The sequence below is a fragment of the Vagococcus sp. 211 genome (assembly GCF_056322705.1).
In genome coordinates, this window is sequence record NZ_CM150475.1 from 2183449 (window position 1) to 2208614 (window position 25166).

Below are 25166 nucleotides of genomic sequence, written 5' to 3' on the forward strand. Positions count from 1 at the left end.
ATGTTTCAGTTTAAGGAAGGACAAAATAAACGTTACTACACTTGGAATGATGCACTGAGAGAAACTTTCTCTGAAAAAATATTTAAAGTGCCCATTGATGGTGGGTTTGATTGTCCTAATCGAGATGGCACTGTCGCAACAGGCGGTTGTACGTTCTGTAGTGTTTCTGGATCTGGCGACATGATTGTTGCTCCTTCTGATCCACTACCTATTCAGTTTCAAAAAGAAGTTGAGCAAATGCACCGTAAATGGCCAAGTACAACACAGTATATTGTCTATTTTCAAAATTTTACTAACACCCACGCTCCCATTGATGTCATCAAACATCGCTTTGAACAAGTCATTAATGAAAAAGGCGTTGTTGGGTTGTCTATTGGAACCCGTCCAGACTGTCTACCAGATGAGGTTGTGGAGTACTTGGCAGAGTTAAACCAACGCCTATATCTGTGGGTAGAACTTGGGTTACAAACAACCTATGAAGAGACGAGTAACAGGATTAACCGAGCCCATGATTACCAAACTTATTTAGACGGTGTTGCTAAATTAAGACAACACAATATCAATGTTTGTACGCATCTTATTAATGGCCTACCAGGTGAGACTCCTGAGATGATGATTGAAAATGTTCGTCGTACTGTGGTCGACTCGGATATCCAAGGGATTAAATTACATCTTCTACACTTGATGACGAATACTCGAATGGAAAAAGATTATATTGAAGGAAAATTACAGCTGTTAACTCAAACAGATTACACTAATATTATTTGTGATCAACTTGAAATTATTCCACCAGAAATCATTATTCATCGTCTAACAGGAGATGCTCCTAGAGACACAATTATTGGACCCATGTGGAGTCTCAAAAAATGGGAAGTATTGAATGCTTTTGACCATGAATTACAAAGACGACAAACCTATCAAGGAATTTACAACGCTAGAAAGAGTGAAAAAAAACATGCTTAAACCCGCACTAAGATACAGCCACGAATTACTTTCAGACTGTGTTGAGACAGGAGATATTGTTGTAGATGCGACCATGGGTAATGGTCACGACACGTTATTTTTAGCAGAATTAGTCGGTCAAACAGGACGTGTTTTTGGCTTTGATATTCAAGAAAAAGCCTACACTTCTACCCTACAAAAAATCACACAGGCTGATTGTCTTAACCAAACAACCTTATGTTTAACTGGACATGAACACCTTGGACAACATATTCCTTTAGACACACCTATAAAGGCGGCTATTTTCAATCTAGGTTACTTACCAAAAGGGGATAAGACACTTGTCACAACAAAGGATACAACCTTAAAAGCACTTGAAGAATTATTGATTAGACTCATGCCGAAAGGACGTATTATTCTTGTCTTGTACGATGGTCATGACGAAGGAAAACCAGAGAAATCTGCTGTCTTACATTTTGTCTCATCTTTAGATCAGACAATTTTTAGTGTCATGCATTATCAATTTATTAATCAAAAAAACAATCCCCCATCTCTTATCTGTATCGAAAAAAAACGACCTAAACATTAAGTTAGGTCGTTTTTTTATTAGGCAATTCCTTCTTCTTTTTGGAAGTAATTTAAAACAAAAGATAAGACAACTAGAACAATTCCTACAAGATATACTTGGTGTAAATTATTATAGAGAATCTCACGCAAACTGCCAATTAATTCTTGTGGTAGATTACCTGCTGTATGAGGATTAATTAACTCATTCATCATGTCTTTGTTTACGCCTAGATCACTTTTAGACGCTAAACCTTTGTTCATCGAACTGTTTAAAACAAGACCAAAAATAGAAATCATAATGGTTTGTCCAATGGTTCTAGACAAAGTAAAGAAGGATGTAGCTACCCCTGTGAATTTTTGTGGTACTGAACTTTGTGCCATCACTGTTAAAATAGTCATCGTCATACCAAACCCAATCCCCATGATAGCTGAGAAGATATAAAAGATACCATATTGTGTGGTCATAGTTGCGAGACTTAAGAAAATTGCCCCAATTAAAATTGGTATCATACTGACAAAGATTAATTTACGGCTCTTCATTTTTTGCATTAAACGCCCACCAGCGAAAGAACCGAACATCCAAATAACTGACATCGGTGCAAGGACAATGCCCCCAAGAGCAGCAGATTTACCAAGAACACCTTGCATCCACATTGGAATATACACTTCTACTCCCATTAAAAATCCACTGATCAACGCCGCAATTAAGTTCACAATGACAAAAGTTCTGTTATTAAATAATTCTAAAGAAATAATCGGATCTTTTGCTCGTTTTTCAACTTGGACAAACCCTACAAAGGAACCGATGAATAAGACAAAAGAACCAATGGTCATCAGTGTGACACCTTCACTCAACTGTTGGAAGCCGTAAAGAAGGGCCATCAAGGTCATTACTAGGAATAAACTTCCTAAATAATCAATCGGCGCTTTATCCACTTCTCGTTTTTCTTCCACTAAGAAAATCCAAATTAAAACCATTAGAATAATGCCAATCGGCACGTTAATTAAGAAAATCCAGTGCCAACTCAACACATCTACAATAAATCCGCCCGCTAAAGGACCAATGATACTCGCAATCCCCCACGCTGCACTATTTAAACCTAAAATACTCGCACGCTTTTCTATTGGATAAATATCCGCAATAATCGTTAAAGATACTGGAACAATAGCTCCCGCACCAATCCCTTGAATCGCTCTAAAAATGATCAATTGCATCATATTTTGACTTAGACCTGATAAGGCAGACCCAACGATAAAAATAGATACCCCCACTAGATAAATTGGTTTTCGACCAATCTTATCTGCTAACTTGCCATAAATAGGTGTCATCATAGCGTTGGTTAGTAAATAGATAGAAAATACCCAGTTCATAATAGAGATCCCTTTTAACGATCCCACAATCGTAGGCATCGCTGTTGAGACAATTGTTCCTTCTACTGCTGTCATGAAAGTCGCGATAAAAACACTAATCGTAACAATTTTGACGTTTGTTTCTCTTTGTTTCATTGTTTGACTCCTCCTTTTCATAAATAAAAATCCTTATTAAAGGGTTAGCTTTAATAAGGACCATAGATTGTTAAACATGCAAGAGTTGTTTCAACTCTTCAACTTTATCTGTCTTCTCCCAAGTAAAATCAGCATCATCTCTTCCGAAATGGCCGTAAGCTGCTGTTTTTTGGTAGATTGGACGCTTCAAATCAAGCATCTTAATAATACCCGTTGGTGATAAATCAAATGCCTGACGAATCCCTTCTATTAAAGCAGATTCTGATACTTGACTTGTCCCAAATGTTTCGACAGAAATGGATACAGGTTGCGCTACCCCGATCGCATAAGCTAATTGGACTTCACATTTTTTAGCTAAACCAGCTGCCACTATATTTTTTGCAATATAGCGTGCGGCATAACTTGCGGAACGATCGACTTTTGTCGCATCTTTCCCAGAAAAAGCACCCCCACCGTGACGAGCATAACCACCGTAAGTATCTACAATGATCTTACGTCCTGTTAAGCCTGAATCACCTTGAGGCCCACCGATCACAAAGCGACCCGTTGGATTGATAAAATATTTCGTTTGTTCATCTAATAGATCAGCTGGAATTTCCACTTTAATGACAGATTCCAACACATCTTCCTTAATTTGGTCTAACGTTACCTCTTCATCATGCTGTGTACTAATAACCACTGTATCCACACGTAGAGGATTTCCATCTTTGTCATACTCAACGGTTACTTGAGATTTAGCATCCGGTCTCAGATACTCTAATACCCCGTCTTTTCGTAATTGAGCGAGGCGATACGTTAAGCGATGACTTAAAGCAATTGGTAGTGGCATTAATTCCGGTGTTTCATCAATGGCAAAACCAAACATTAACCCTTGATCTCCTGCACCTAAATCTTCTTCCTTACCTTCTTGCTCTTTTGATTCAAATGAAGCATCTACACCTTGAGCGATATCTGGTGATTGTTCATCAATAGCTACCATAACAGCACATGTGTCACCATCAAACCCATATTTTGCTCGTGTATACCCAATCCCTTTGATTGTGTCACGCACAACCTTTTGAATGTCTACATAAGCCGTTGTTGTAATTTCTCCAAAAACTAAGACTAAGCCTGTTGTTACTGATGTTTCACAAGCCACTCTGGCATTTGGATCTTTTGCTAAAATAGCATCTAAAATAGCATCACTAATTTGGTCTGCTACTTTATCTGGATGTCCTTCTGACACCGATTCTGATGTAAATAATTTCTTTTCTACCATTTCTATATTCCCCCTGATTTCTATTGGTTACAAGGCATCTTTACAAATCTGATGTAAATCCTATCGGGAATCTTGCACCATTGACAGTATAACAGATTTGGAACTTTTTACCATCATTAATTAACTAACGTCTTGACGTGGCCCAGTTATTACCATAAAGTAAATGAAACAACACTTAAACGTAAGGAGTCATTCCATTGAAAAATAAAACCTCTCTATCATTTGTTTTTATTATTATGTTAACCTTGCTGCAAACAGCGATTTCTTTAACACCTGGTATCTTATTCTTAAGTAGCAGTAGTCAAGGGCCGGCGATTGTCACCTATATGATTATTTACTTATTAGTCAGTGATTTTTTTCAAATATTTGGAAAACTAGCTTACAAGAAAGGAAAATTCATTTCCTTACCCGCTTATGCCGTAAAATTAGGAATTAGTGCGGTTCTTGTTTTTATGATAGCTAAACACACTGCTCCTCAATTTGCCATTGTCTTAATTGCTTATGAACTGTTTCAAATCCTTATTTTCTCAAAACAGTTCTTCTATATTGATTCATTACTTTATTCTATCACTAACGCTTTTTTTAAAGGCATTGTCTTTAATCAGCTACTGACGATCAATTACCCATTCAATTATCAATTTGATCTCATGAAACCCTTTATTTTTGCCTTTTTCCTTATTTTAGTTCTGACGATTTTGTCTCAAGGCATGTATTCCTTTTTATCTAAACAAGTGCTATTTTTAGTCTTAACTATTCTCGGAACCATCATGGTTTATTATCTATTGATTCAACAATTTCTAGGTAATGAACTGACTTTACTTAAGCTCATCTTATTTATTCTTTGTCACATTGCCTCGTTTTACTTTTTCTTACGCTCAAAAAATGCCAAGAAAAAAGAACTCATTTTAAATCTGTTTACCTTAATCGGTTTAATCATTTATTATATATAAAAAAACACTCGCTATCCCCATTAGCGAGTGTTTTTTGGTACAAAAGGTTTCAGATTATTCGGCTCCTAATATTTGATTAATCTCTTGACTATAAAGATCTGCTTTCCCGCCAAAGACAGCTTGGATACCACCGCTTAATTCTAAGACAGCTGCAGCACCTAGTACTTTGAACGGTTCCTTATTGACAACACTACTGTCTTTAACAGACACTCTTAGACGTGTTGCACAGGCTTCTACAGACGTAATGTTATCAGCACCACCTAAAGCATCAATAATGATTAATGACTCATCATGTAAGCTTTGGTTCCCCTTTTTCGGTGCTTCTACAACGTCACCCGTTGTTGTTTCCATCCCTGGAATAGACACATTGAACTTGCGTAAAAAGAAACTAAAGACAGCATAGTACACAAACGCCCAGATAAGACCTACTGGAATAACATATAGCCAGTGTGTTCTTGCTTGACCTTGGAATACCCCAAACAGTAAGAAGTCAATTAGACCTCCTGAGAATGAGTTCCCAATACGAATATTTAATAAATCAGCGACAAGGAATGAACACCCATCTAAGAAAGCATGAATCACATATAACCATGGTGCGCTGAATAAGAACATGTATTCAATTGGTTCTGTAATCCCTGTTAAGAAAGAAGTTAATGCACCACTGGCGTACAATCCACCTGTTTTTTTACGATTTTCTTTTGGAATCGCATGATACATGGCTAAACAGGCTGCCGGTAAACCAAACATCATTGTTGCAAAACGACCGGCAAAGAAACGTGTACCATAAGTAAACAAGCCTGTATGATTAGGATCACCTAATTGAGCAAAGAAAATGTTTTGAGCCCCAACAATTGTCTCCCCAGCTACCACTTCTGAGCCGCCTAGAGACGTATACCAGAACATTGGGTAAATAGTATGGTGAAGTCCTACAGCCCCTGTTAGACGTAATAAGAAGCCATAAAGGAAAGTCCCCAAACTTCCCATTTGTGCTACTGCTTCACCTGTTGTTGTCATCACTGATTGGATCGGTGGCCAAATTAAGAAAAAGAGCACACCAATAAAGATAGAGGCAAAAGATGACACGATTGGAATAAATCGTGACCCACCGAAAAAGCCTAAAAAGGTTGGTAATTCAATCTTACGATAACGGTTATGTAAGAATGCCACCGTTCCACCAATAACAATTGAACCAACAACACCTGTATCAATCGCTGTGTCGGGTGAAAATAATTGCAATAAACCACTAATCGTTGCCGTATAAACTAAGAACGATACCCCACCAGCTAAACCAGCTGTTCCTTTATCTCCATTAGCCAGCCCTACAGCTAAACCAATAGCGAAAATTAAAGCTAAATTACCAAAAACAGCACTACCAGCATTGCTCATCACTGTTAAAATAGTTTGTAACCAAGCTTGATCTAACCAAGGATAGGCTTGAATCGCGCTTGCATTAGATAAAGCCCCACCAATACCTAATAACAAACCTGCTGCGGGTAAAATAGCGATAGGTAACATAAACGCTCTACCTAATTGAGAAAACTTCTTAAACATACTTATTCCTCCTATTTAACTAAATTCCTTTTTTATTGTAGTGCGTCGATAAATCTTGCTGTAATTTCTTTTGGTCTTGTTATAGCCCCACCTACAACAATTCCTGCCACACCCATCTCTTGAATACGACGTGCTTGCTCTGGTGTATAAATCTTACCTTCAGCAATCACATCCATCCCAGCATCCACTAGTTGTTGAATCAAGGCATAATTTGGTCCATCAATGACTTCGCTTTCTGCAGTGTAGCCAGCTAAAGTCGTCCCAACAAAATCAACTCCTGCTTCAAACGCTGCTAACCCTTCTTCAAAAGTAGCAATATCAGCCATTAACAACACATCTGGGTATTTTTCTTTAATGAGGCGAATGTTATCTGGCATAGACACGCCATCAAAACGCTCACGTAAGGTACAATCAAGTGCTATTACTTCCACACCTGTTGCATATAATTCATCCACTTCTTTCATCGTCGCTGTTATAAACGGCGCTTGTGGGGGATAATCACGTTTAATAATCCCAATAATTGGTAAATCTGTTACTTCTTTAATTTCTAGAATGTCTCTTACAGAATTAGCACGTAATCCTTTTGCTCCACCTAATTCAGCAGCTTTTGCTAATAAAGGCATCACGCCACCCGTTTCAGTGTATAAAGGTTCCCCAGGTAAAGCTTGGCATGAAACGATTAAACCGTTTTCAACTTGTTTTAAAAATGTCTCTTTTTCCATAACTCTCCACTTTTCCTCCTTAAAATACAAATTGGAGTTATTCTCCAATTAGAATATAGCACTTTCCTCCAAAAATGTAAAGTTGGAGAAAACTTTAAATTGACTTTTTTTTATTTTCTAGGACAATAGAATGGAAGAAACTAAATTAAAAGGATGAATACGGGATGAGTTATTTAGAAAACATACATAACAACTACGATTTCCTAACAAAATCAGAAAAAAAGGTCGCTGATTTTATTGTCTCTTCTGGAGAGAAGACACTCCATCAAACACTCCAAGACATAAAAAAAGCGACCATGGTGGGGGATGCAACCATCGTAAGATTTTGTCAAAAATTAGGGTACAGTGGTTTTTCAGATTTAAAAATAGACATTGCTAAACAAGGATATGCTACAACTGAACAAGCAACTAATTCATTCATCTCTTCCATCGAACAACGCTTGATCCAGTCAATTCATGACACAAGTGCTGTGGCTGATGAAGAAAAATTAGCAGAAGCAGCTAGTATCATCCATCAAGCGAAACGGATTTATATTTTTGGTGTTGGATCAAGTGGTATTACAGCGCAAGACATGCAATCTCGTTTCTTACGAGGGGGACTGAGTGCTCAAGCCATCACAGACCCTCACTACCAAGCCATGACAGCGGCTCTTTTTAATGAAGAAGATGTGGTTATCGCCTTTAGTTTAACAGGCAAAACCCAAGACGTTTATGATGCTCTGGTTGTAGCCAAAGAAAATAAGGCACGCATTATTTCGGTGACTAACTACGTTCTATCACCTATTGCTCAGTTAAGCGATGTGGTATTACAGACCGCGATTGAAGAATACTTACTTAATGGCGGTTCCCTTACAGGAAAAGTATCTCAAATTTTTACAATGGATTTGTTGATTACTTACTATGAAAAAACTTACGGCATCAATGAGTTAACTATGCGTGAAAAAATTGCCCGCTCCATTGTTAATAAACAGATCAACTAAAAAAAGAAGCTTGGAATCATAGATTCCAAGCTTCTTTTTATTTTTATTCTTTGATTAAGGTTTCTAAACCAACAATCATCATTTCATCAAACGTTGATTGACGTTCTTCTGATGACGTTTCTTCTCCTGTAATCATGTGATCACTAACCGTCATTAAAGCCAGTGCTTGAACACCGTATTTAGAGGCTAAATAGTAAAGCACTGCGGCTTCCATTTCAACACCTAAAACACCGTAATCACCTAGTTTAAATGTATCTGATAAATCATCTTTATAGAAACTATCATCAGATAGTACATTTCCTACATGAATATTAAATCCTTTTTCTTTACCAATGGTGTGCGCTGTTTGTAACAAATCAAAATCTGCAATAGGAGCAAATGTATGATTTGGGAAATCAGCGTTCATGAAGGCTGAATTTGTCACGGCTGCTTGACCTAAAACAAGATCACGCACATGAACATCTTTTCTTAACGCGCCACATGTTCCCACGCGTAATAATTTTTTAACATCGTACTCACGAATTAATTCGTTGATGTAAATTGACGCAGAAGGAATTCCCATACCTGTTCCTTGAACAGACACTTTATGTCCTTTATACGTCCCTGTATAACCTAACATGCCACGAACTTCGTTATAACACACTGGATTTTCTAAAAAAGTTTCTGCGATATATTTCGCTCTTAGTGGATCTCCAGGTAATAAAATTTTATCTGCAATCTCGCCTTGTTTTGCTCCAATATGTACGCTCATTTAGATAATCGCTCCTTAAATTCTTTCTAATGTTAATTTCACTAATTGTTTAAAGTCTGCTTTCACGCGTTCTGTTGTTTCCACTACTTCTGCATGGTTTAAGTTAGCTTGCATACCTGCTGCTAAGTTTGTCACACATGTAATTCCTAGAACACGCATTGACATATGGTTGGCAACAATCACTTCAGGAACTGTTGACATACCAACAGCATCTGCCCCTAATAAACGAGACATACGGATTTCTGCTGGTGTTTCGTAAGTAGGTCCTGAGTAACCCATGTAAACCCCTTTTTGTAAAGTGATTTTCAATTCGTCGGCTACTTTTTTCGCTTCAATACCATAAGCTTTATCGTAAGCTTCTGACATATCAGGGAAACGTGGTCCTAAGTCATCTTCATTTAAACCAATCAATGGGTTATCAAAAGTGTAGTTAATTTGATCTGTGATTAACATTAAATCTCCTGGTGAGAATGATGTGTTCACACCACCAGCTGCATTCGTTACGATCAATGAATCCGCTCCTAAAGCTTTCATCACACGTACTGGGAATGTCACTGTTTGCATTGAATGACCTTCATAGTAATGGAAACGACCTTGCATTGCTAATACTTTTTTACCTGATAACGTACCATAAACTAATTGACCCGCATGACCAACCACTGTTGATACTGGGAAATGTGGAATATTTTCGTAAGGAATCGCAATTCTATCTGTGATTTCATCCGCTAATTCACCTAAACCTGAGCCTAAAATCAACCCAAAATCAACCTTGCCTACCCCTTGTTCTTGAATATATTGTGCTGTTTCTTTTAATTGTGTGCTTAATGACATGTGTTTTATCCCCTTACTTTAATTGATCTAAAAAACTAATTCCGTTTTCTGTTGCTGGTACACCAAAGTTCTCAGCAATCGTTGCTGAAATATCAGAGAAATGACCTTGCTTAATGGTTCCTTGACCTGTCATGTTCTTGCTGTAAGCTAATAATGGTACATACTCTCTTGTGTGGTCTGTTCCTGGATACGTTGGGTCATTACCATGGTCTGCTGTGATAAGTAACAGGTCATCCTCACCCATTGCCTCGTAAATTTCAGGTAAGCGTGCATCAAAATCTTCCAATGCTTGAGCATACCCTTTCACATCACGACGGTGACCAAATAATGCGTCAAAGTCAACAAGGTTAGTAAAGCTTAACCCAGTGAAATCCTCTTTCATCACGTTCAATAATTGATCGACACCATCCATATTAGATTTAGTACGAACAGCATCTGTGATACCTTGTCCGTTAAAGATATCGTTGATTTTACCAACAGCAATCACATCTTTACCATTGTCTTTCAATGAATCTAGTACTGTTTTACCAAATGGATCTAACGCATAATCATGACGATTTGGTGTTCTTGTGAAGTTGCCTGGTTCACCGACATACGGTCTTGCGATAATACGACCAATCATGTAAGGATCATCTTTGGTAATCTCACGAGTATACTCACAAATACGATACAACTCATCTAATGGAATAATATCTTCATGAGCCGCAATTTGTAGCACAGGATCCGCTGATGTGTAGATAATTAATGAGCCTGTTTCCATTTGTTCTGGACCAAAGTCATCAATAACTTTCGTACCACTATAAGGTTTGTTTGCTCCCATAATGATGTTACGTCCTGAAAATTCAGTAATTTTATCTAGTAAATCTTGTGGGAATCCTTCTGGGAATACTCTAAAGGGTGTTTGAATGTCTAATCCCATAATTTCCCAGTGACCTGTCATTGTATCTTTTCCAACAGAAATTTCTTCTAATTTTGTCACATATCCTTTATGATCTTCTACCGCTTTTACGCCTTTCAACGCTTCAATGGTTCCAAGTCCTAATTGTTCCATTTCTGGCACAACAAGTCCTGCTTCTTCTGCAATATGACCTAACGTATGACTACCTGCATCACCAAATTTATCTGCATCTGGTGCTTCACCAATTCCCACAGAGTCTAATACCACTAAATGAATACGTTTATACATTAAAGTCGACCTTCTTCCAAAAAATTTAATTTATAACAAACGTGCCAAAGAATAAAGACTTTGGCACGTTCTTGGGCTTATTTTGATTTTACATAAGTTTTTCCAATTGCCTTTGGTCCTTGTGATTTACCGATAAATGCTACTAATACGATAATTGTTAATACATAAGGTGCCGCTTGTAAGTAAACAGCTGGTAATTCTCTGATACCGGGAATCGAGTTTCCGATAACAGCCAAACTTTGAGATAAGCCAAAGAATATCGCTGCTAACATAACACTGATTGGGTTCCACTTACCAAAAATCATCGCTGCCATGGCGATAAAACCTTGACCTGCAATCGTTGAGATAGAGAACTGACCTGATATTGATTGAACCGCAACGGCTCCCCCCATACCACCTAATAAACCAGAAAGAACCACACCGGCATATTTCATACCATACACGTTGATTCCTAATGTATCTGCTGCTTGAGGGTTTTCACCTACAGCACGTAAACGTAAACCAAATTTTGTTTTATAGATAACAAAATAAGAAATAAACGCAATCACAATCGCTACATAAGCTGGAGCAGAGGTTCCTGTGAAGAAAATAGGTCCTACAACAGGAATATCTTTTAGAATTGGGAAACTGAATTTCCCGAATGTTTGTTTGATCATGTCTGTTTGACCGTGTCCATCAAAAATCATTTTTGTTAAGAACACTGTTAAACCAGGAGCCATCAAGTTGATTACTGTACCACTGACAATATGATCCGCTCTTAAATTAATTGTTGCAACAGCATGAATTAATGAGAACACTGCTCCCACTAATCCACCAAACAACATAGAAACCCAAGGCGTCATACTACCGAAAGTATCAACAGTAAAGAGGTTAAAGACTGTGGCACTAAAGGCACCAATGGTCATAATCCCTTCCAAACCAACGTTAACGACACCACTTCGTTCAGAGAAAGTTCCTCCTAAAGCTGTAAAGATTAAAGGAGCAGAATACACCAAGGCTGATGAGACAATTATTGATAACATTGAAACCATACTAGGCATCTCCTTTCTTAGCAGCTTTTTCTTTTGTATTCATTTTATCTAAAATAAAACGAATCGCATAACTAATTCCGATGAAGAAGATAATAGAAGCGATCACGATTTCTACAATCTCATTAGGTACTCCTGCACTACCAGGCATACTCAATCCACCAATTTTCAGAACCCCAAATAATAGAGCTGAAATTAAAATACCAATTGGGTTACCTCCACCTAGTAGAGATACCGCCATACCATCAAATCCAATAGTAGGTACCGAACCTAGTACGTAAAGGTTTTGGAATGTTCCTAGACCCTCTACAACACCACCCATACCTGCTAATCCTCCAGAAATTAACATTGCTAAGACAATGTTTTTCTTAGAGTTCATCCCTGCATACTCAGATGCATCAGGGTTCAAACCAACAGAACGTAATTCAAATCCGACTGTTGTACGATTCATTAATACCCATACAACAAAAATCATCGCAATGGCTAAGAAGATACCCATATTCAATCGAGAACCTTCTGTCATTTGTGTTAAGAAATTGGCTCTTAAACTAGCATTTTGACTAATTTGTTTTGTTGCATCAGCATCATCTGTAAAGACATAACGAACCAAATGATTACTAATATGTAAAATAGTATAATTTAACATAATTGTGACAATAACTTCACTGGTACCGAATTGAGCTTTTAGGTACCCGGCAATTCCTGCCCATAATGCCCCTGCAATCGTTCCTGCAATGATACATAATGGTACTAAAAGGATTTTTGGTAAATCAGGGAATGTCATTGCTAACCAGATTGAAACAATCCAACCACACAATGCTTGACCTGAAAGACCAATATTAAAGAATCCTGCCGTGTAAGCAACTGAGAATCCTAACCCTGTTAAGATTAGCGGTGTTGCTAAACGAATCACTTCACCTACGTTATAAGGACGACCAAAGGCCCCTTGTAACATAGCGCCATATCCTGTAAAAGGATTGTAACCAAAGGCTGCCATGATAATTGCGCCTAATAATAAACCGAATAGTACGGAAAGTACTGGCACTGATATATTTTTAATTGTTGAACGATGTTTACTCACTATCCGTCGCCCCTTTCCTTACTTCCTCAAGAGGTACACCGGCCATTAATAGACCTAGTTCTTGTTCATTGGTTTCTTTTGCATCTACAATACCTGTAATATTTCCTTCAAACATTACAGCAATACGATCTGACACATTTAAAATTTCATCTAATTCAAAACTGACAACTAAAACACCTTTACCATTATCACGTTGTTCAATCAGGCGCTTGTGAATATACTCAATCGCCCCAACGTCTAACCCACGAGTTGGTTGAGACACCATTAATAAATCTGGGTCTCGGTCAATTTCACGAGCAATAATCGCTTTTTGTTGGTTACCACCAGATAAGGCACTAGCTGGTACTAACTCGCTTGGTGTTCGAACATCAAATTCTTCGATTAATTTTCTTGCATGAGTATTAATCTCTCCATAATTCAAGAGACCATTTTTACTCAGTGGTTCTTTGTAGTATGTTTGTAGCGCAATGTTCTCAGATAAAGTCATTGGTAGAACTAACCCATAACGATGTCTATCTTCTGGAACATGTCCCATACTATTTTCAGTAATTTGACGTGGACGTAAATTAGTCATGTCTTTGCCATTGATTTCAATGGTGCCAGATTCTACTTTACGCATACCAGCAATCGCTTGTAATAATTCACTTTGACCATTACCATCGATTCCGGCAATCCCTACAACTTCACCGGCTCTTACTTCTAAGTTCAAGCCCTTCACTGCATCTAACCCACGATTTTCTTTTACCACTAAATCATTGATTTTTAAGACTGGAGTTGTTGGATGTGCTGGTCCTTTCGGTGTCTTAAATGACACCGAACGGCCAACCATCAAATCAGCTAAATCTTGTTGTGTCACGTCAGCAACTTCTACTGTTTCAATACTCTTACCTCGACGGATAACCGTACAACGGTCAGCCACGGCTTTAATCTCATCTAACTTATGTGTGATTAAAACGATTGACTTACCTTCATTAACCAAACCATGCATAATCGCGATTAACTCATCGATTTCTTGAGGTGTTAATACAGCTGTTGGCTCATCGAAAATTAAAATCTCCGCCCCACGATAAAGGGTTTTTAAGATTTCAACACGTTGTTGCATCCCTACAGAGATGTTACTAACAAGTTCTTTAGGGTCAATCTTGAATCCATATCTATCCGAAACAGCCATAATGTCTTCGTAGGCTTTCTTTTTATCAAGAACGCCTGACTTTGTTGGTTCGCTGCCTAGGACAATATTTTCTTCTACTGTAAAGTTATCAATCAACATGAAATGTTGATGAACCATCCCAATACCTAAATGATTTGCGACAGTAGGATTCGCGATTTTTTCTTCTTTCCCATTAATAAGAATTGTTCCAGAAGTAGGTTCTAACAATCCAGATAAGATGTTCATTAATGTTGACTTACCAGCACCATTTTCGCCCAACAACGCGTGAATTTCACCTTTTTTTACGTTTAAATTAATATTGTCGTTGGCTTTAAATGTTCCAAAAGCTTTTGTAATGTTCTTCATTTCAATCACAGACTGTGATTTATTCACTTTCTTCACTTCCTAACTATTTCGGATAAATACTTTGAACGAGACGACTGACTAAAAACCTAATAATAATTATTTAATTATTTTGCTGGTTTTTCTGGAACTTCTACTTTACCATCTTTAATTTCTGTTTTAGCATCTTCTACTGCTTTTTTAACATCGTCTGTTAATTGACCTTCTGTTAAATCAACACCACCATCAGCTAAACCGTAAACTAATGTTTCACCACCAGGGAATTCACCAGCTTCTGCTTTTGTTGCGATATCTTTAACAACAGTACCTACACCTTTAAGTGTTGATGTTAATGTTACGTTACCACCGTCGTATTTACCTTCTTCTTCTTGGTCACGGTCAACTCCGATTACCCATACTGGATCAGCTGGTTTAGTTTTCATGATGTCACGAGCTTCTGAGAATACACCGTTACCAGTATCTCCTGAAGCGTGGAAGATTACGTCAACGCCACCTTTGTACATTGCTGCTGCGATTGATTTACCTTTAGCTGCATCACCGAATGAACCTGCATATTGAACGTCAACTTTGATATCTGGATCAACTGATGCTACTCCAGCTTCAAATCCTGCTTGGAAACGACCAATAACTTCGCCCTCTTGTCCACCAACAAATCCGATTTTTTTCGTTTTTGTTGTTTGAGCTGCTGCAATACCTGCTAAGTAAGATGCTTCGTTATCTTTGAAGACAACTGATGCTACGTTATCTTTACCTTCTACTACTGAGTCAATAATAACAAATTCTGTGTCTTGGTTACTTCCAGCAATGTCTTCAATAGCTGGTTGTAATTTAAATCCGATACCAAATACTGCTGAGAAGCCATCATTTACTGCTGTGTTTAAGTTAGGTAAGAATTCTGCATCTGAGTTAGATTGGTAATAGTTAAATCCGCCTTTACCTTTTTCTTTTCCGTTTTCAGAACCCCACTCTTGTAAACCTTCCCAAGCTGATTGGTTAAATGATTTATCATCTACTCCACCTAAGTCGGTAACTAGTGCTGCTGAGAAATCATCTGTTTTAGCGTCGTCTTTCTTATCATTTCCACCACATGCTGTTAATGTTAATCCTAGAGCTAAAACTAAACCTGATTTAAAAATAGTACTTTTTTTCATTATGTTGTTCCCTCCACTATTTATCTTATTTTTTTTAACACCTAAATTAATTACATTTGATCTTTATCAAATGAGTATGGCAGTAAGGATGCCACGGTTGTTTCTTTTGTTTCTCCTGATTCGCTGACAAGAGTCACAGGCATATCTGGCGAACAAAATTCAGCCATAACCTGACGACACGCGCCACAAGGTGATATGGGAGCTTCTGTGTTACCTACAACAACTAGGTGTTGAAACTCCTTGTTTCCTTCAGATACAGCTTTGAAAAAGGCCGTTCTTTCTGCACAGTTGGTTAAACCAAACGATGCATTTTCAATATTACAACCTTCATAAACCTCTCCTGTTTTTGTTACAAGGGCCGCTCCTACCGGGAATTTAGAGTAGGGAACGTAAGCATTGTTACATGCATGTATTGCCTGAGCAATCCATTGCTCTTTTTCACTCATCGTCATGACTCCTATCTTTATTTAACTTTGTATCCAACGTTCATCATGATTTAAAACAGAGAAAGTTCCATTTACTGCAAAAGCGAACCTCCTTCCACCTTTTATAGTCTTAAATACCCTACCTATATATTACTATTTTTAGCTTCATTATGGGAGAATAATTTGGAAATTTTTACTTTAAAGCAATAAAAACATTTCTTTTAATTCTTAACATTAAAAAACTACCGTTCTGGTATAGGCTCTCATTAAATTAGGTAAAAAAGACTTAAAAAAGATTGTTCTAATCCTATAATAAAAGATACTATCTTTCACAAAAATAATCAACATATTATTACATAATATGAACGTTATTGATGGATAGTATTTTTTTATTCGGTTATTACCTTATGAATCAATGTTGGCTCTTCGCCGCTTTCGCCTATCGTGATATTGTTATAAATAACATCCATCACATCTTGAACCTCTTCTCGGTTCGCTTGAATCGTTACTAAAGACTCCCCAACTTCTACTTTGTCCCCTACTTTTTTGTTTAAGTATAGACCAACTGCGTAATCAATTGGTTCTTCTTTTGTTCGACGCCCTGCGCCTAGCATCATAGCAGCAATCCCAACTTGGTCAGCTACAATTTTAGAAACAATACCACTTTCTTTTGCTGGTACTTCAATAATGTATTTCGCTTGAGGTAATTTTTCTGGATGATCGACAACACTGTCATCCCCACCTTGATTGCGAATCATTTCTTTGAATTTCTCAATCGCTTTACCGTTAGCAATGCTTTCTTCTAACATGCTGCGTGCTTCTTCTAACGTTGTCGCTTTTTCAGCAAGTACAACCATTTGGCTTCCTAAGGTGTAAACCATTTCCATTAAATCTTCAGGACCTTCACCACGAAGAGCATCAATGGCTTCTTTAATCTCATTCGCATTACCGATGGCGTTACCTAAAGGTTGTGACATGTCTGAAATGATTGCCATGGTTTGACGGTTCGCTAATTTACCAATACGTACCATTGTGTGCGCCAATCTTTCAGCGTCTTCAATGTTCTTCATAAAGGCTCCATCGCCTGTTGTTACGTCTAGTACAATCGCATCAGCACCTGAAGCAATTTTTTTACTCATAATAGAACTTGCAATCAACGGGATTGAATCCACTGTAGCGGTTACATCTCGCAACGCGTATATTTTTTTATCAGCTGGTGCTAAGTCTCCAGATTGTCCTGTAACAGCCACACAGCTTTCATTAACTAATTTTAAAAATTGTTCATTTGGAATTTCCACTTGGAAGCCTGGAATTGCTTCTAATTTATCAATCGTTCCACCTGTATGACCTAATCCACGACCACTCATTTTGGCTACAGCAGCATCAACAGAGGCAACTAAAGGTGCTAGTACAAGTGTGGTTGTATCACCAACGCCACCAGTTGAATGTTTATCGACCTTAATCCCTTTGATATCAGATAAATCGATCACATCTCCTGATTGACTCATCGCCATAGTTAAGTTAGTAATTTCTTCATCTGTCATATCTTTGAAAAACACAGACATTAAAAAAGCACTCATTTGATAATCCGTTACATCACCCGTTGTGTAGCCCGTTACGATGTAATCGATCTCATCTTTCGTTAAAACGTCTCCATCTCTCTTTTTCTTGATTAAATCTACCATTCTCATTATACTCAGTCCCCAATTCCTTTAAGTAAACCGATTTACGTCCAGTAGTAAACGTTAGTAAATCGGTTTACTAAATAATGTTTTACAAGTACAGCGCTTACATATACAGAATAACATAGGTTTTATGCCCCGTCAATCACTGATACGCTATCTCTTTCAATAAATTTTGTCTCAAAAGTTTTATTCGGAATCGGCTGTTCTGGATGCTCTATAGCACCCAGTAGGTACGTTGCTGCAGTGTAGCCGATATCAAAAGTTGGTTGTGCCACGGTTGTCAATGGAGGATTCAAATAAGAGACGATTTCTATATCATCAAACCCAATAATCGATAAGTCTTCTGGAATACGTAAGCCTTTTTCATAAGCGGCTCGGTACGCACCAATTGCCATTTGATCATTACCACAGCAAAGAGCTGTTACTTCCGTTTTTTCAAGTAATCGCTTGGCTGACGTATAGCCCCCTTCAATCGTCACTGGCCCATCTTCAATGTAAGTCTTATCCACCACTACTTCATTATCAACCAAACAATTAGCATAGGCTTGATATCTCTCCGTCATCTCATAGTAACCGGATTCATTTGTCAGCATGCCAATTTTTTTATGCCCGTTATCAATCAGATGTTGAATCGCTTCATAGACACCTTCGTATTCTTTTACCAACAAGTTACCTTCTTCTCGTGTGTTAATCCCTCTATCAATCAAAATATAAGGACTATCCTTTAAATTACTCTCTAACTCAATAGAATTCGGACTTGCCAAAATGATACCCGCAACAGAACGATTACGCAATTGCTTAATGTAATTTTTTTCCCTCTCTGCTGAGTGGTTCGAATTACACAGTAGAATCATGTAGTCTTTTTTGGTTAGGTACGTTTCGACCCCTTCAATAACCTTAGAGAAGAAAAAATCTGTGACATCTGGGACAATCATACCAATGGTTTTTGATTGACGCTGCACCATATTTTTAGCAAAATAATCCGGATTATAATCATGTTCTTCTACCGCTTTTAATACTTTTTGACGCGTGTCTTCACTAAAGCGTTCCCCTTTGTTATTCAAAATTTGAGAAACCGTGGTCGTTGAAACCCCTGTAATTGCTGCTATATCTTTAATAGTGACTTTCACTGATGGCACCTTCTTTTCTTGATTCTGTTATTTATATTTTAACAAACATAGGTATGAAAGCCTAGTCAATCCATAAAAAAAGCTAAATCATAGACTGATTTAGCTTAACCACCTATTAGAAAATCTAATACATTCATGCCATCTGTTGTTTCTGAACGGTACAATTCAGTAAAACCACATCTTTGACAACTAATGGTAATAAATTTCTTGTTCTGTACGTCAAATATCTTCGCAAAATTACCACCTGTTGCTTGAAACTGATCTGAGACATAGCTTGTGTTCGCACATTTATCACATACGTATTGTTTCTTATTCATTATGACTCACTCCTTATAAATTAAGATAAAAAAGAAGTGGAATATGTTTATTCCACTTCTTCTACTAACAACATTATTGTTGAGATAAACTATCTCTGATAGCACCTAGTTGGTAATTTAATTCACTTTTCATTTTACTATCTTCCAATTTATCGATGCTAGTTTGCACATCATCTACCTCTTCAAGAGTAAGATCTTCTCGTAGAATTTTTTCAGATACATTAGAGTATAAATTTAACATCATATTCAAAGTTTCCCTTATATCTCTTCCTTCTGTATCTTTCTTATTAACACCACTGTTGATCGTACTACTATTAGATGTTGCAATTGTCTCGACATTAGTTGATGACTTATTGGATGATTTTAATAGTTTTGTTGTACCAACTGCTATGACAAGGATCAAAAGAAAAATAATTAGAACAGCATACTTAATTTTTCTTTGTTGGCGTTTTCTCAACTCTTTACGTTCCGCTCTCAAATTTCAACAATCCTAATTAATTATTTTTTTCTGAAAAAAACGAAACCTGCTGCTAACATTGATACCAATCCACTGATAGCTAAACCAACTGTTGATTTTTCACCTGTCTGTGGTAAAACTTTAGCAACTTCTTTTTTGTTGTCTGCTGCAACAACTTTTTTAATAACTTTATCTTTAGTAACTTCTTCAGGTTTTTCTTCTGGATCTACTTCTGGATCTACCTCTGGGTCTACTTCTGGGTCTACCTCTGGGTCTACCTCTGGGTCTACTTCTGGATCTACTTCAGGTTTTTCTTCTGGGTCTACTTCTGGGTCTACTTCTGGGTCTACCTCTGGGTCTACCTCTGGGTCTACCTCTGGGTCTACTTCTGGATCTTTATTATCTTCAGCATCTTTAGCTGCTTCTTCCCACGCATTTGAGTGGTCTTCTTCTTCTTTAGCGCCTTCTTCTGCTGTTGGTGTATCCCATTCTTCTTCTTTAGGTTTTACTGCTTCTTCCCATGCGTTTGAATGGTCTTCTTCTTCTTTAGCGCCTTCTTCTGCTGTTGGTGTATCCCATTCTTCTTCTTTAGGTTTTACTGCTTCTTCCCATGCGTTTGAATGGTCTTCTTCTTCTTTAGCGCCTTCTTCTGCTGTTGGTGTATCCCACTCTTCTTCTTTAGGTTTTACTGCTTCTTCCCATGCGTTTGAATGGTCTTCTTCTTCTTTAGCGCCTTCTTCTGCTGTTGGTGTATTCCATTCTTCTTCTTTAACAGTCTCTTTAACAGATAACAATCCTAAATCTTTTAATTCTTGAATTGTTTTAGCTGTGTTGATTTTATCTGTTAATTCCATTGACTCTTCATAAGAAACTAAACCTTCTTCAAATAAGTCTTTTAATTCAGAAAATGCTTCGTCTTTAGCATTTTCTAATGCTACTGCCTCTTCCCATGCATTTGAATGCTCTTCTTCTGCTTTAGCGCCTTCTTCTGCTGTTGGCGTATCTGTCACTTCTTCTTTAGGTTTTACTGCTTCTTCCCATGCATTTGAATGCTCTTCTTCTGCTTTAGCGCCTTCTTCTGCTGTTGGCGTATCTGTCACTTCTTCTTTAGGTTTTACTGCTTCTTCCCATGCGTTTGAATGGTCTTCTTCACCTTTAGCGCCTTCTTCTGCTGTTGGTGTGTCTATAACTTCTTCTTCTGCTACTTCCTTAGCTGCTGCTTCCTTAGCTGCTGCTTCCCATGCATCGCCTGCTTCTTGCTCCTGTTTAATAGCGTCCTCTGCTGAAGTTGCTGTAGAAATAATTGGTGCTGCTGCAGTACCAACTAGTAGTGCCAATGTAGCTGTAGTTAATTTAACTTTTTTCATTAATATTTCTCCTATTCATATTTTATTGACATTATATTATAAACCACACAAATATTATAACATCTCTGGGAACAAAATCAACACTATCGTATATTAAGGCTTCTGAATACTTATTTAAAAACGTTTATTAGATTATATTTTAATTATAACTCATGTTTTTTGAACTCGTTCTGTATAATTTTATGGTCTCGTAGTCAATAACTTTTACACAGTATTTTTATATTAATTATGTGATTGTCCTCAGGAATAAGGATTTAGAATTCATATATAGTGTATTACCATGAACATGACAAGTATTGATTGCATTCTTATATATGGATTAAAATCATGAATAATATAAATAATAATCAATTCAAGGATAATTAAGTACTATCTATCAATACTATTTTGTAAAATTAATTCACAATAAATCTATGTCTAAAAACGAGAAAGATTAACAAAATATCCTACAAAAGTAAAAGGTAGCTATTCGTTAAATCAAGACGACTTTAACTGATTAATTTAATCTTTTTTACAGTTTAAAACGTATTATGAGAAACATGGAGAAATAAAATATTAAAAGAATATCATCATATAGAAGAATTAAAAAAGTAGTAAGGGCTATATGACTTACCACAATAATTACACATAACAATGAAATCTAAAAAAGATGACTCCTGTTCAATACAGGAATCACCTTCTTAATATAAATTAGCTTTCTTATAAATGCCCTTTACAAAATGGACATCTCCAATTACCTTCTAAGTCTTTTTCAAGCATACTTTCAACGTTTAGTCTTCATAATTCAGACCCTTTATTTCCATACTATCAAGAGCACGCCTATACTCAGATTCAAATCTTAATTTTAATTTTTCATCTTGAATCTTATCAATATCTGATTTGAAATCACTCAGTTCTGTACTATTAACATCATCTCTAAATGTACGTGCTCTTTTATCAGTGTATAACTTATTCAAACTATCAATTGTATTTTTTATTTTTTTTTCTTCTTGAGGATCTATTTTGGTTACTTGACTTATTGTCTCTTCTATTTTTATAGAATTTGGCTCAGTAACTTTCTGACTAATAAAATAGATAAAACAACAGAGAGTTAATAATAAAATCATAAATATAGTTATTATTCTATTACTATTTGATTTTTTATCACCTTTAAATTGATCTCTTCTCAATTAATATCACACCCAAAAATCTCTTTTATTTTTTTCTAAAGAATACAAATGCCCCTGTTAAAATTGAAATTAATCCTCCTGTTACTAATCCAGCATTAGATTTTTCACCTGTTTGAGGCAAACTAGTACCACTAGTAACCTCTTTTTTTACTATTTTTTTCACTGAATTATCACTATTTTTATCTTCCGGTTTTTGAACATTTTGGTTTGTTGAATCTACTGGGTCTACTGGGTCTACTGGATCTACTGGATCTACTGGGTCTACTGGGTCTACTGGGTCTACTGGGTCTACTGGGTCTACTGGATCTACTGGGTCTACTGGGTCTACTGGGTCTACTATTGTTGCTTTTACATTCTCCATGATTGATTCTACTTCTTCTACTGTTGTTGCTGCTTCTAATAAAGAAACGGCTTCGTTATACGCTTCTAATTCAATATCTCCTGCTGTTAACATTGAAAATAATTCGTCTAACGCCTCTTTTTTAGCTGCTTCCAATGCTTTGTCTTTCTCTTCTTTAGAGGCTGCTAGCTCTCTTGTTTGATCCATAATATTATTTACTTCACCAACTGTAGTTGCTCCGATAACAGCGTTACTTGCATCTCTTGATTCATCAGGTGTTAATTTATCATCTAACATCAATTGTGTAATTTCTTCCTGTGCTGCAGCTTGTGCTGCTTCAAGTGCACTTTGAACATATTCAGGATCTTTAGATGCTGCTAACTCTCTTGTTTGATCCATAATATTATTTACTTCAGCAACTGTAGTTGCTCCGATAACAGCGTTACTTGCATCTCTTGACTCATCAGGTGTTAATTTATCATCTAACATCAATTGTGTAATTTCTTCTTGTGCTGCAGCTTGTGCTGCTTCAAGTGCACTTTGAGCATATTCAGGATCTTTAGATGCTGCTAACTCTCTTGTTTGATCCATAATATTATTTACTTCAGCAACTGTAGTTGCTCCGATAACAGCGTTGCTTGCATCTCTTGACTCATCGGGTGTTAATTTATCATCTAACATCAATTGTGTAATTTCTTCTTGTGCTGCAGCTTGTGCTGCTTCAAGTGCACTTTGAGCATATTCAGGATCTTTAGATGCTGCTAACTCTCTTGTTTGATCCATAATATTATTTACTTCAGCAACTGTAGTTGCTCCGATAACAGCGTTACTTGCATCTCTTGACTCATCGGGTGTTAATTTATCATCTAACATCAATTGTGTAATTTCTTCTTGTGCTGCAGCTTGTGATGCTTCTAATTTTTTTTCTTCAGAACCTTTTTTATCAGTTAGTTCCTCTATTTGTACTTCACTATCATTATTTTCAGCGTATGACACTACAGGTGTCATTATAGTTCCTGCTAATAAAGCCAATGTTACCGTAGTTAATTTAACTTTTTTCATATAATAATTCTCTCCTATTCTGTTTTTTTAATATACTTTTTATATAAGTTACACAGGTATTATACCACCAGAATATATTTAATCAAGGTTAAATGAATTATTTTATTTAATTTTTATTTTATATCAACAACTAATCACTAATATTTGTACATCATCCCTTTGTTATCATAAATTTTTATTTTTCTTATCCTTTAATAAATAAAAGCATTCAAAGTCATTCAAAAAACGACTTTTAATGCTTTTTATTTAACAACAATGCCCATAACCAATCCTAGAATCTGAAAACCATTAAATACAACCAAATTTTTTATTGCCACAGAAAACGTGGTTTCTTTCTCTTGTTTTCCATTAAATTGTGTCAATAATTTACGAATTAAAGGAAATGTAATAAACACAACCAACATGCTCCAATGATAGATGCCTATAAAGACTCCAACCAAAATAAAGACATAACAGGCATACATCAGCACATTAAATAAAATGACACCGGTTTTCTTACCTATATAATAGGGTAAAGTATAGCGGTGATTCGATATATCTTGATCCAAGTCGCAAAGATTGTTAGCAAGCATGATGTTCGCAATGGTGAACATCATTGGCACAGATGCCCAGACAATGACAAAAAGCTCCTTAATACTTCCGGTTAGGATAAATTGCCCCTTGGAAAAAGCCAACTGGATCACGTCTAGCTGAAACACGTTCAAATAAATCGTAATAAAGAAGATGCCAAATCCCATCGTCACGCCACTAAATAATTCCCCTAGTGGCATGCGTGACAAAGGGACAGGTCCAAACGTATAGAAAATACCGATAAGAAAGCACAAGCCCCCCATTCCTAATAAGAGGATACTCGTCTGTACGGTCAGATAGATACCAATGAGACTAGATAAAGTAATCATCCCATAGATTAAGTAACTGACTTTTTTAGCATCAAGATGTGCTTTACCAATAATATTTGTCTCTACTTGATAGGTATCATTCTTTGCTTTTTTGTAATCCATTAAATTGTTAATCGCTGTCGTGGCCATATCAAAGACCAACATAGCTACAAAAAACAATAGCATGTGGCTAACATTCACTTCTTCAAAATAATACCATGAGAACAACAGGCCAATAAGAAAGGGAAACAGACTCGCTAATTTAGTCCGAATCTCTACTAACTCTAAAAAAACAGGCAACGTCATTTACACCAACCCT

The 25166-nt window shown here is 36.8% G+C and carries 24 protein-coding genes and 1 riboswitch; of the genes, 4 read left to right on the forward strand and 20 right to left on the reverse strand.

Annotated elements, in window-relative coordinates:
• Complete coding sequence (gene mnmL / locus ACVWM0_RS10405; protein ID WP_476472550.1) at positions 1–963, forward strand: tRNA modification radical SAM protein MnmL/YtqA; 963 nt, start codon at positions 1–3, stop codon at positions 961–963.
• Complete coding sequence (gene mnmM, locus ACVWM0_RS10410; RefSeq protein WP_476472551.1) at positions 956–1531, forward strand: tRNA 5-(aminomethyl)-2-thiouridylate-methyltransferase MnmM; 576 nt, start codon at positions 956–958, stop codon at positions 1529–1531. Before mnmL ends, mnmM begins: the two co-directional genes overlap by 8 nt.
• 17 nt (positions 1532–1548) lie before the next feature.
• Here the strand turns inward: mnmM and ACVWM0_RS10415 are convergent, their stop codons facing one another.
• Both ACVWM0_RS10415 and metK read right to left on the reverse strand, forming a co-directional pair.
• Entirely contained in the window at positions 1549–3015 is a 1467-nt protein-coding gene (locus ACVWM0_RS10415) for an MDR family MFS transporter (RefSeq protein WP_476472552.1), read from the reverse strand.
• Between the two features lie 70 nt (positions 3016–3085).
• A complete protein-coding gene (metK, locus tag ACVWM0_RS10420; RefSeq protein WP_476472553.1) occupies positions 3086–4273 on the reverse strand; it encodes a methionine adenosyltransferase in 1188 nt (395 codons plus the stop codon).
• Positions 4271–4356: riboswitch (SMK box riboswitch) on the reverse strand. Its footprint overlaps the gene before it by 3 nt.
• Positions 4357–4470: 114 nt before the next feature.
• Between metK and ACVWM0_RS10425 the strand changes: the two genes are divergently transcribed.
• A complete protein-coding gene (locus tag ACVWM0_RS10425) occupies positions 4471–5223 on the forward strand; it encodes a hypothetical protein (protein ID WP_476472554.1) in 753 nt (250 codons plus the stop codon).
• 54 nt (positions 5224–5277) lie between these two features.
• On the opposite strand, the gene ACVWM0_RS10430 is transcribed toward ACVWM0_RS10425, so the two are convergent.
• Both ACVWM0_RS10430 and ACVWM0_RS10435 read right to left on the reverse strand, forming a co-directional pair.
• Positions 5278–6774 carry a PTS transporter subunit EIIC gene (locus tag ACVWM0_RS10430; RefSeq protein WP_476472555.1) on the reverse strand — a complete coding sequence of 499 codons (1497 nt, stop codon included), beginning with the start codon at positions 6772–6774 and terminating at the stop codon, positions 5278–5280.
• Between the two features lie 32 nt (positions 6775–6806).
• Complete coding sequence (locus ACVWM0_RS10435; RefSeq protein WP_476472556.1) at positions 6807–7496, reverse strand: N-acetylmannosamine-6-phosphate 2-epimerase; 690 nt, start codon at positions 7494–7496, stop codon at positions 6807–6809.
• 164 nt (positions 7497–7660) lie between these two features.
• Between ACVWM0_RS10435 and ACVWM0_RS10440 the strand changes: the two genes are divergently transcribed.
• The gene (locus ACVWM0_RS10440; RefSeq protein WP_476472557.1) at positions 7661–8476 is read left to right on the forward strand and encodes a MurR/RpiR family transcriptional regulator; all 816 of its coding nucleotides are present in this window, start codon (positions 7661–7663) and stop codon (positions 8474–8476) included.
• A gap of 43 nt (positions 8477–8519) precedes the next feature.
• Here ACVWM0_RS10440 and deoD read toward each other — a convergent pair whose 3' ends face one another.
• The 16 genes from deoD to menA form a co-directional block, all read right to left on the reverse strand.
• Positions 8520–9227 (reverse strand): purine-nucleoside phosphorylase, encoded by a 708-nt coding sequence (deoD, locus tag ACVWM0_RS10445; protein ID WP_476472558.1) that lies wholly within the window; start codon positions 9225–9227, stop codon positions 8520–8522.
• A gap of 15 nt (positions 9228–9242) precedes the next feature.
• The gene (locus tag ACVWM0_RS10450; RefSeq protein WP_476472559.1) at positions 9243–10058 is read right to left on the reverse strand and encodes a purine-nucleoside phosphorylase; all 816 of its coding nucleotides are present in this window, start codon (positions 10056–10058) and stop codon (positions 9243–9245) included.
• Positions 10059–10071: 13 nt separating this feature from the next.
• Positions 10072–11244 (reverse strand): phosphopentomutase, encoded by a 1173-nt coding sequence (deoB, locus tag ACVWM0_RS10455; RefSeq protein WP_476472560.1) that lies wholly within the window; start codon positions 11242–11244, stop codon positions 10072–10074.
• A gap of 77 nt (positions 11245–11321) precedes the next feature.
• Positions 11322–12275, reverse strand: a complete 954-nt coding sequence (locus ACVWM0_RS10460) for an ABC transporter permease (RefSeq protein WP_476472561.1) — start codon at positions 12273–12275, stop codon at positions 11322–11324.
• Between the two features lies 1 nt (position 12276).
• Positions 12277–13353: an ABC transporter permease gene (locus ACVWM0_RS10465; protein WP_476472562.1), complete on the reverse strand. Its 1077-nt coding sequence runs from the start codon at positions 13351–13353 to the stop codon at positions 12277–12279.
• The gene (locus ACVWM0_RS10470; protein ID WP_476473707.1) at positions 13346–14869 is read right to left on the reverse strand and encodes an ABC transporter ATP-binding protein; all 1524 of its coding nucleotides are present in this window, start codon (positions 14867–14869) and stop codon (positions 13346–13348) included. Before ACVWM0_RS10470 ends, ACVWM0_RS10465 begins: the two co-directional genes overlap by 8 nt.
• 104 nt (positions 14870–14973) lie before the next feature.
• A complete protein-coding gene (locus tag ACVWM0_RS10475) occupies positions 14974–16017 on the reverse strand; it encodes a BMP family lipoprotein (RefSeq protein WP_476472563.1) in 1044 nt (347 codons plus the stop codon).
• A gap of 50 nt (positions 16018–16067) precedes the next feature.
• Positions 16068–16469, reverse strand: coding sequence for a cytidine deaminase (locus tag ACVWM0_RS10480; protein WP_476472564.1), 402 nt, complete (start codon positions 16467–16469; stop codon positions 16068–16070).
• Between the two features lie 362 nt (positions 16470–16831).
• The gene (locus ACVWM0_RS10485; RefSeq protein WP_476472565.1) at positions 16832–18133 is read right to left on the reverse strand and encodes a pyrimidine-nucleoside phosphorylase; all 1302 of its coding nucleotides are present in this window, start codon (positions 18131–18133) and stop codon (positions 16832–16834) included.
• 122 nt (positions 18134–18255) lie between these two features.
• Positions 18256–19257, reverse strand: a complete 1002-nt coding sequence (locus ACVWM0_RS10490) for a LacI family DNA-binding transcriptional regulator (RefSeq protein WP_476472566.1) — start codon at positions 19255–19257, stop codon at positions 18256–18258.
• Positions 19258–19361: 104 nt separating this feature from the next.
• Positions 19362–19574, reverse strand: a complete 213-nt coding sequence (locus ACVWM0_RS10495) for a zinc ribbon domain-containing protein (protein WP_476472567.1) — start codon at positions 19572–19574, stop codon at positions 19362–19364.
• A gap of 73 nt (positions 19575–19647) precedes the next feature.
• On the reverse strand, positions 19648–20052 hold the full coding sequence (locus ACVWM0_RS10500) for a hypothetical protein (RefSeq protein WP_476472568.1): 405 nt from the start codon (positions 20050–20052) through the stop codon (positions 19648–19650).
• 20 nt (positions 20053–20072) lie between these two features.
• Complete coding sequence (locus ACVWM0_RS10505) at positions 20073–21398, reverse strand: LPXTG cell wall anchor domain-containing protein (RefSeq protein WP_476472569.1); 1326 nt, start codon at positions 21396–21398, stop codon at positions 20073–20075.
• 770 nt (positions 21399–22168) lie between these two features.
• On the reverse strand, positions 22169–22567 hold the full coding sequence (locus ACVWM0_RS10510) for a hypothetical protein (RefSeq protein WP_476472570.1): 399 nt from the start codon (positions 22565–22567) through the stop codon (positions 22169–22171).
• Between the two features lie 25 nt (positions 22568–22592).
• Positions 22593–23969: an LPXTG cell wall anchor domain-containing protein gene (locus ACVWM0_RS10515; protein ID WP_476472571.1), complete on the reverse strand. Its 1377-nt coding sequence runs from the start codon at positions 23967–23969 to the stop codon at positions 22593–22595.
• A 242-nt stretch (positions 23970–24211) separates the two neighbouring features.
• Positions 24212–25153, reverse strand: a complete 942-nt coding sequence (menA, locus tag ACVWM0_RS10520) for a 1,4-dihydroxy-2-naphthoate polyprenyltransferase (protein WP_476472572.1) — start codon at positions 25151–25153, stop codon at positions 24212–24214.
• Positions 25154–25166: the final 13 nt, after the last annotated feature.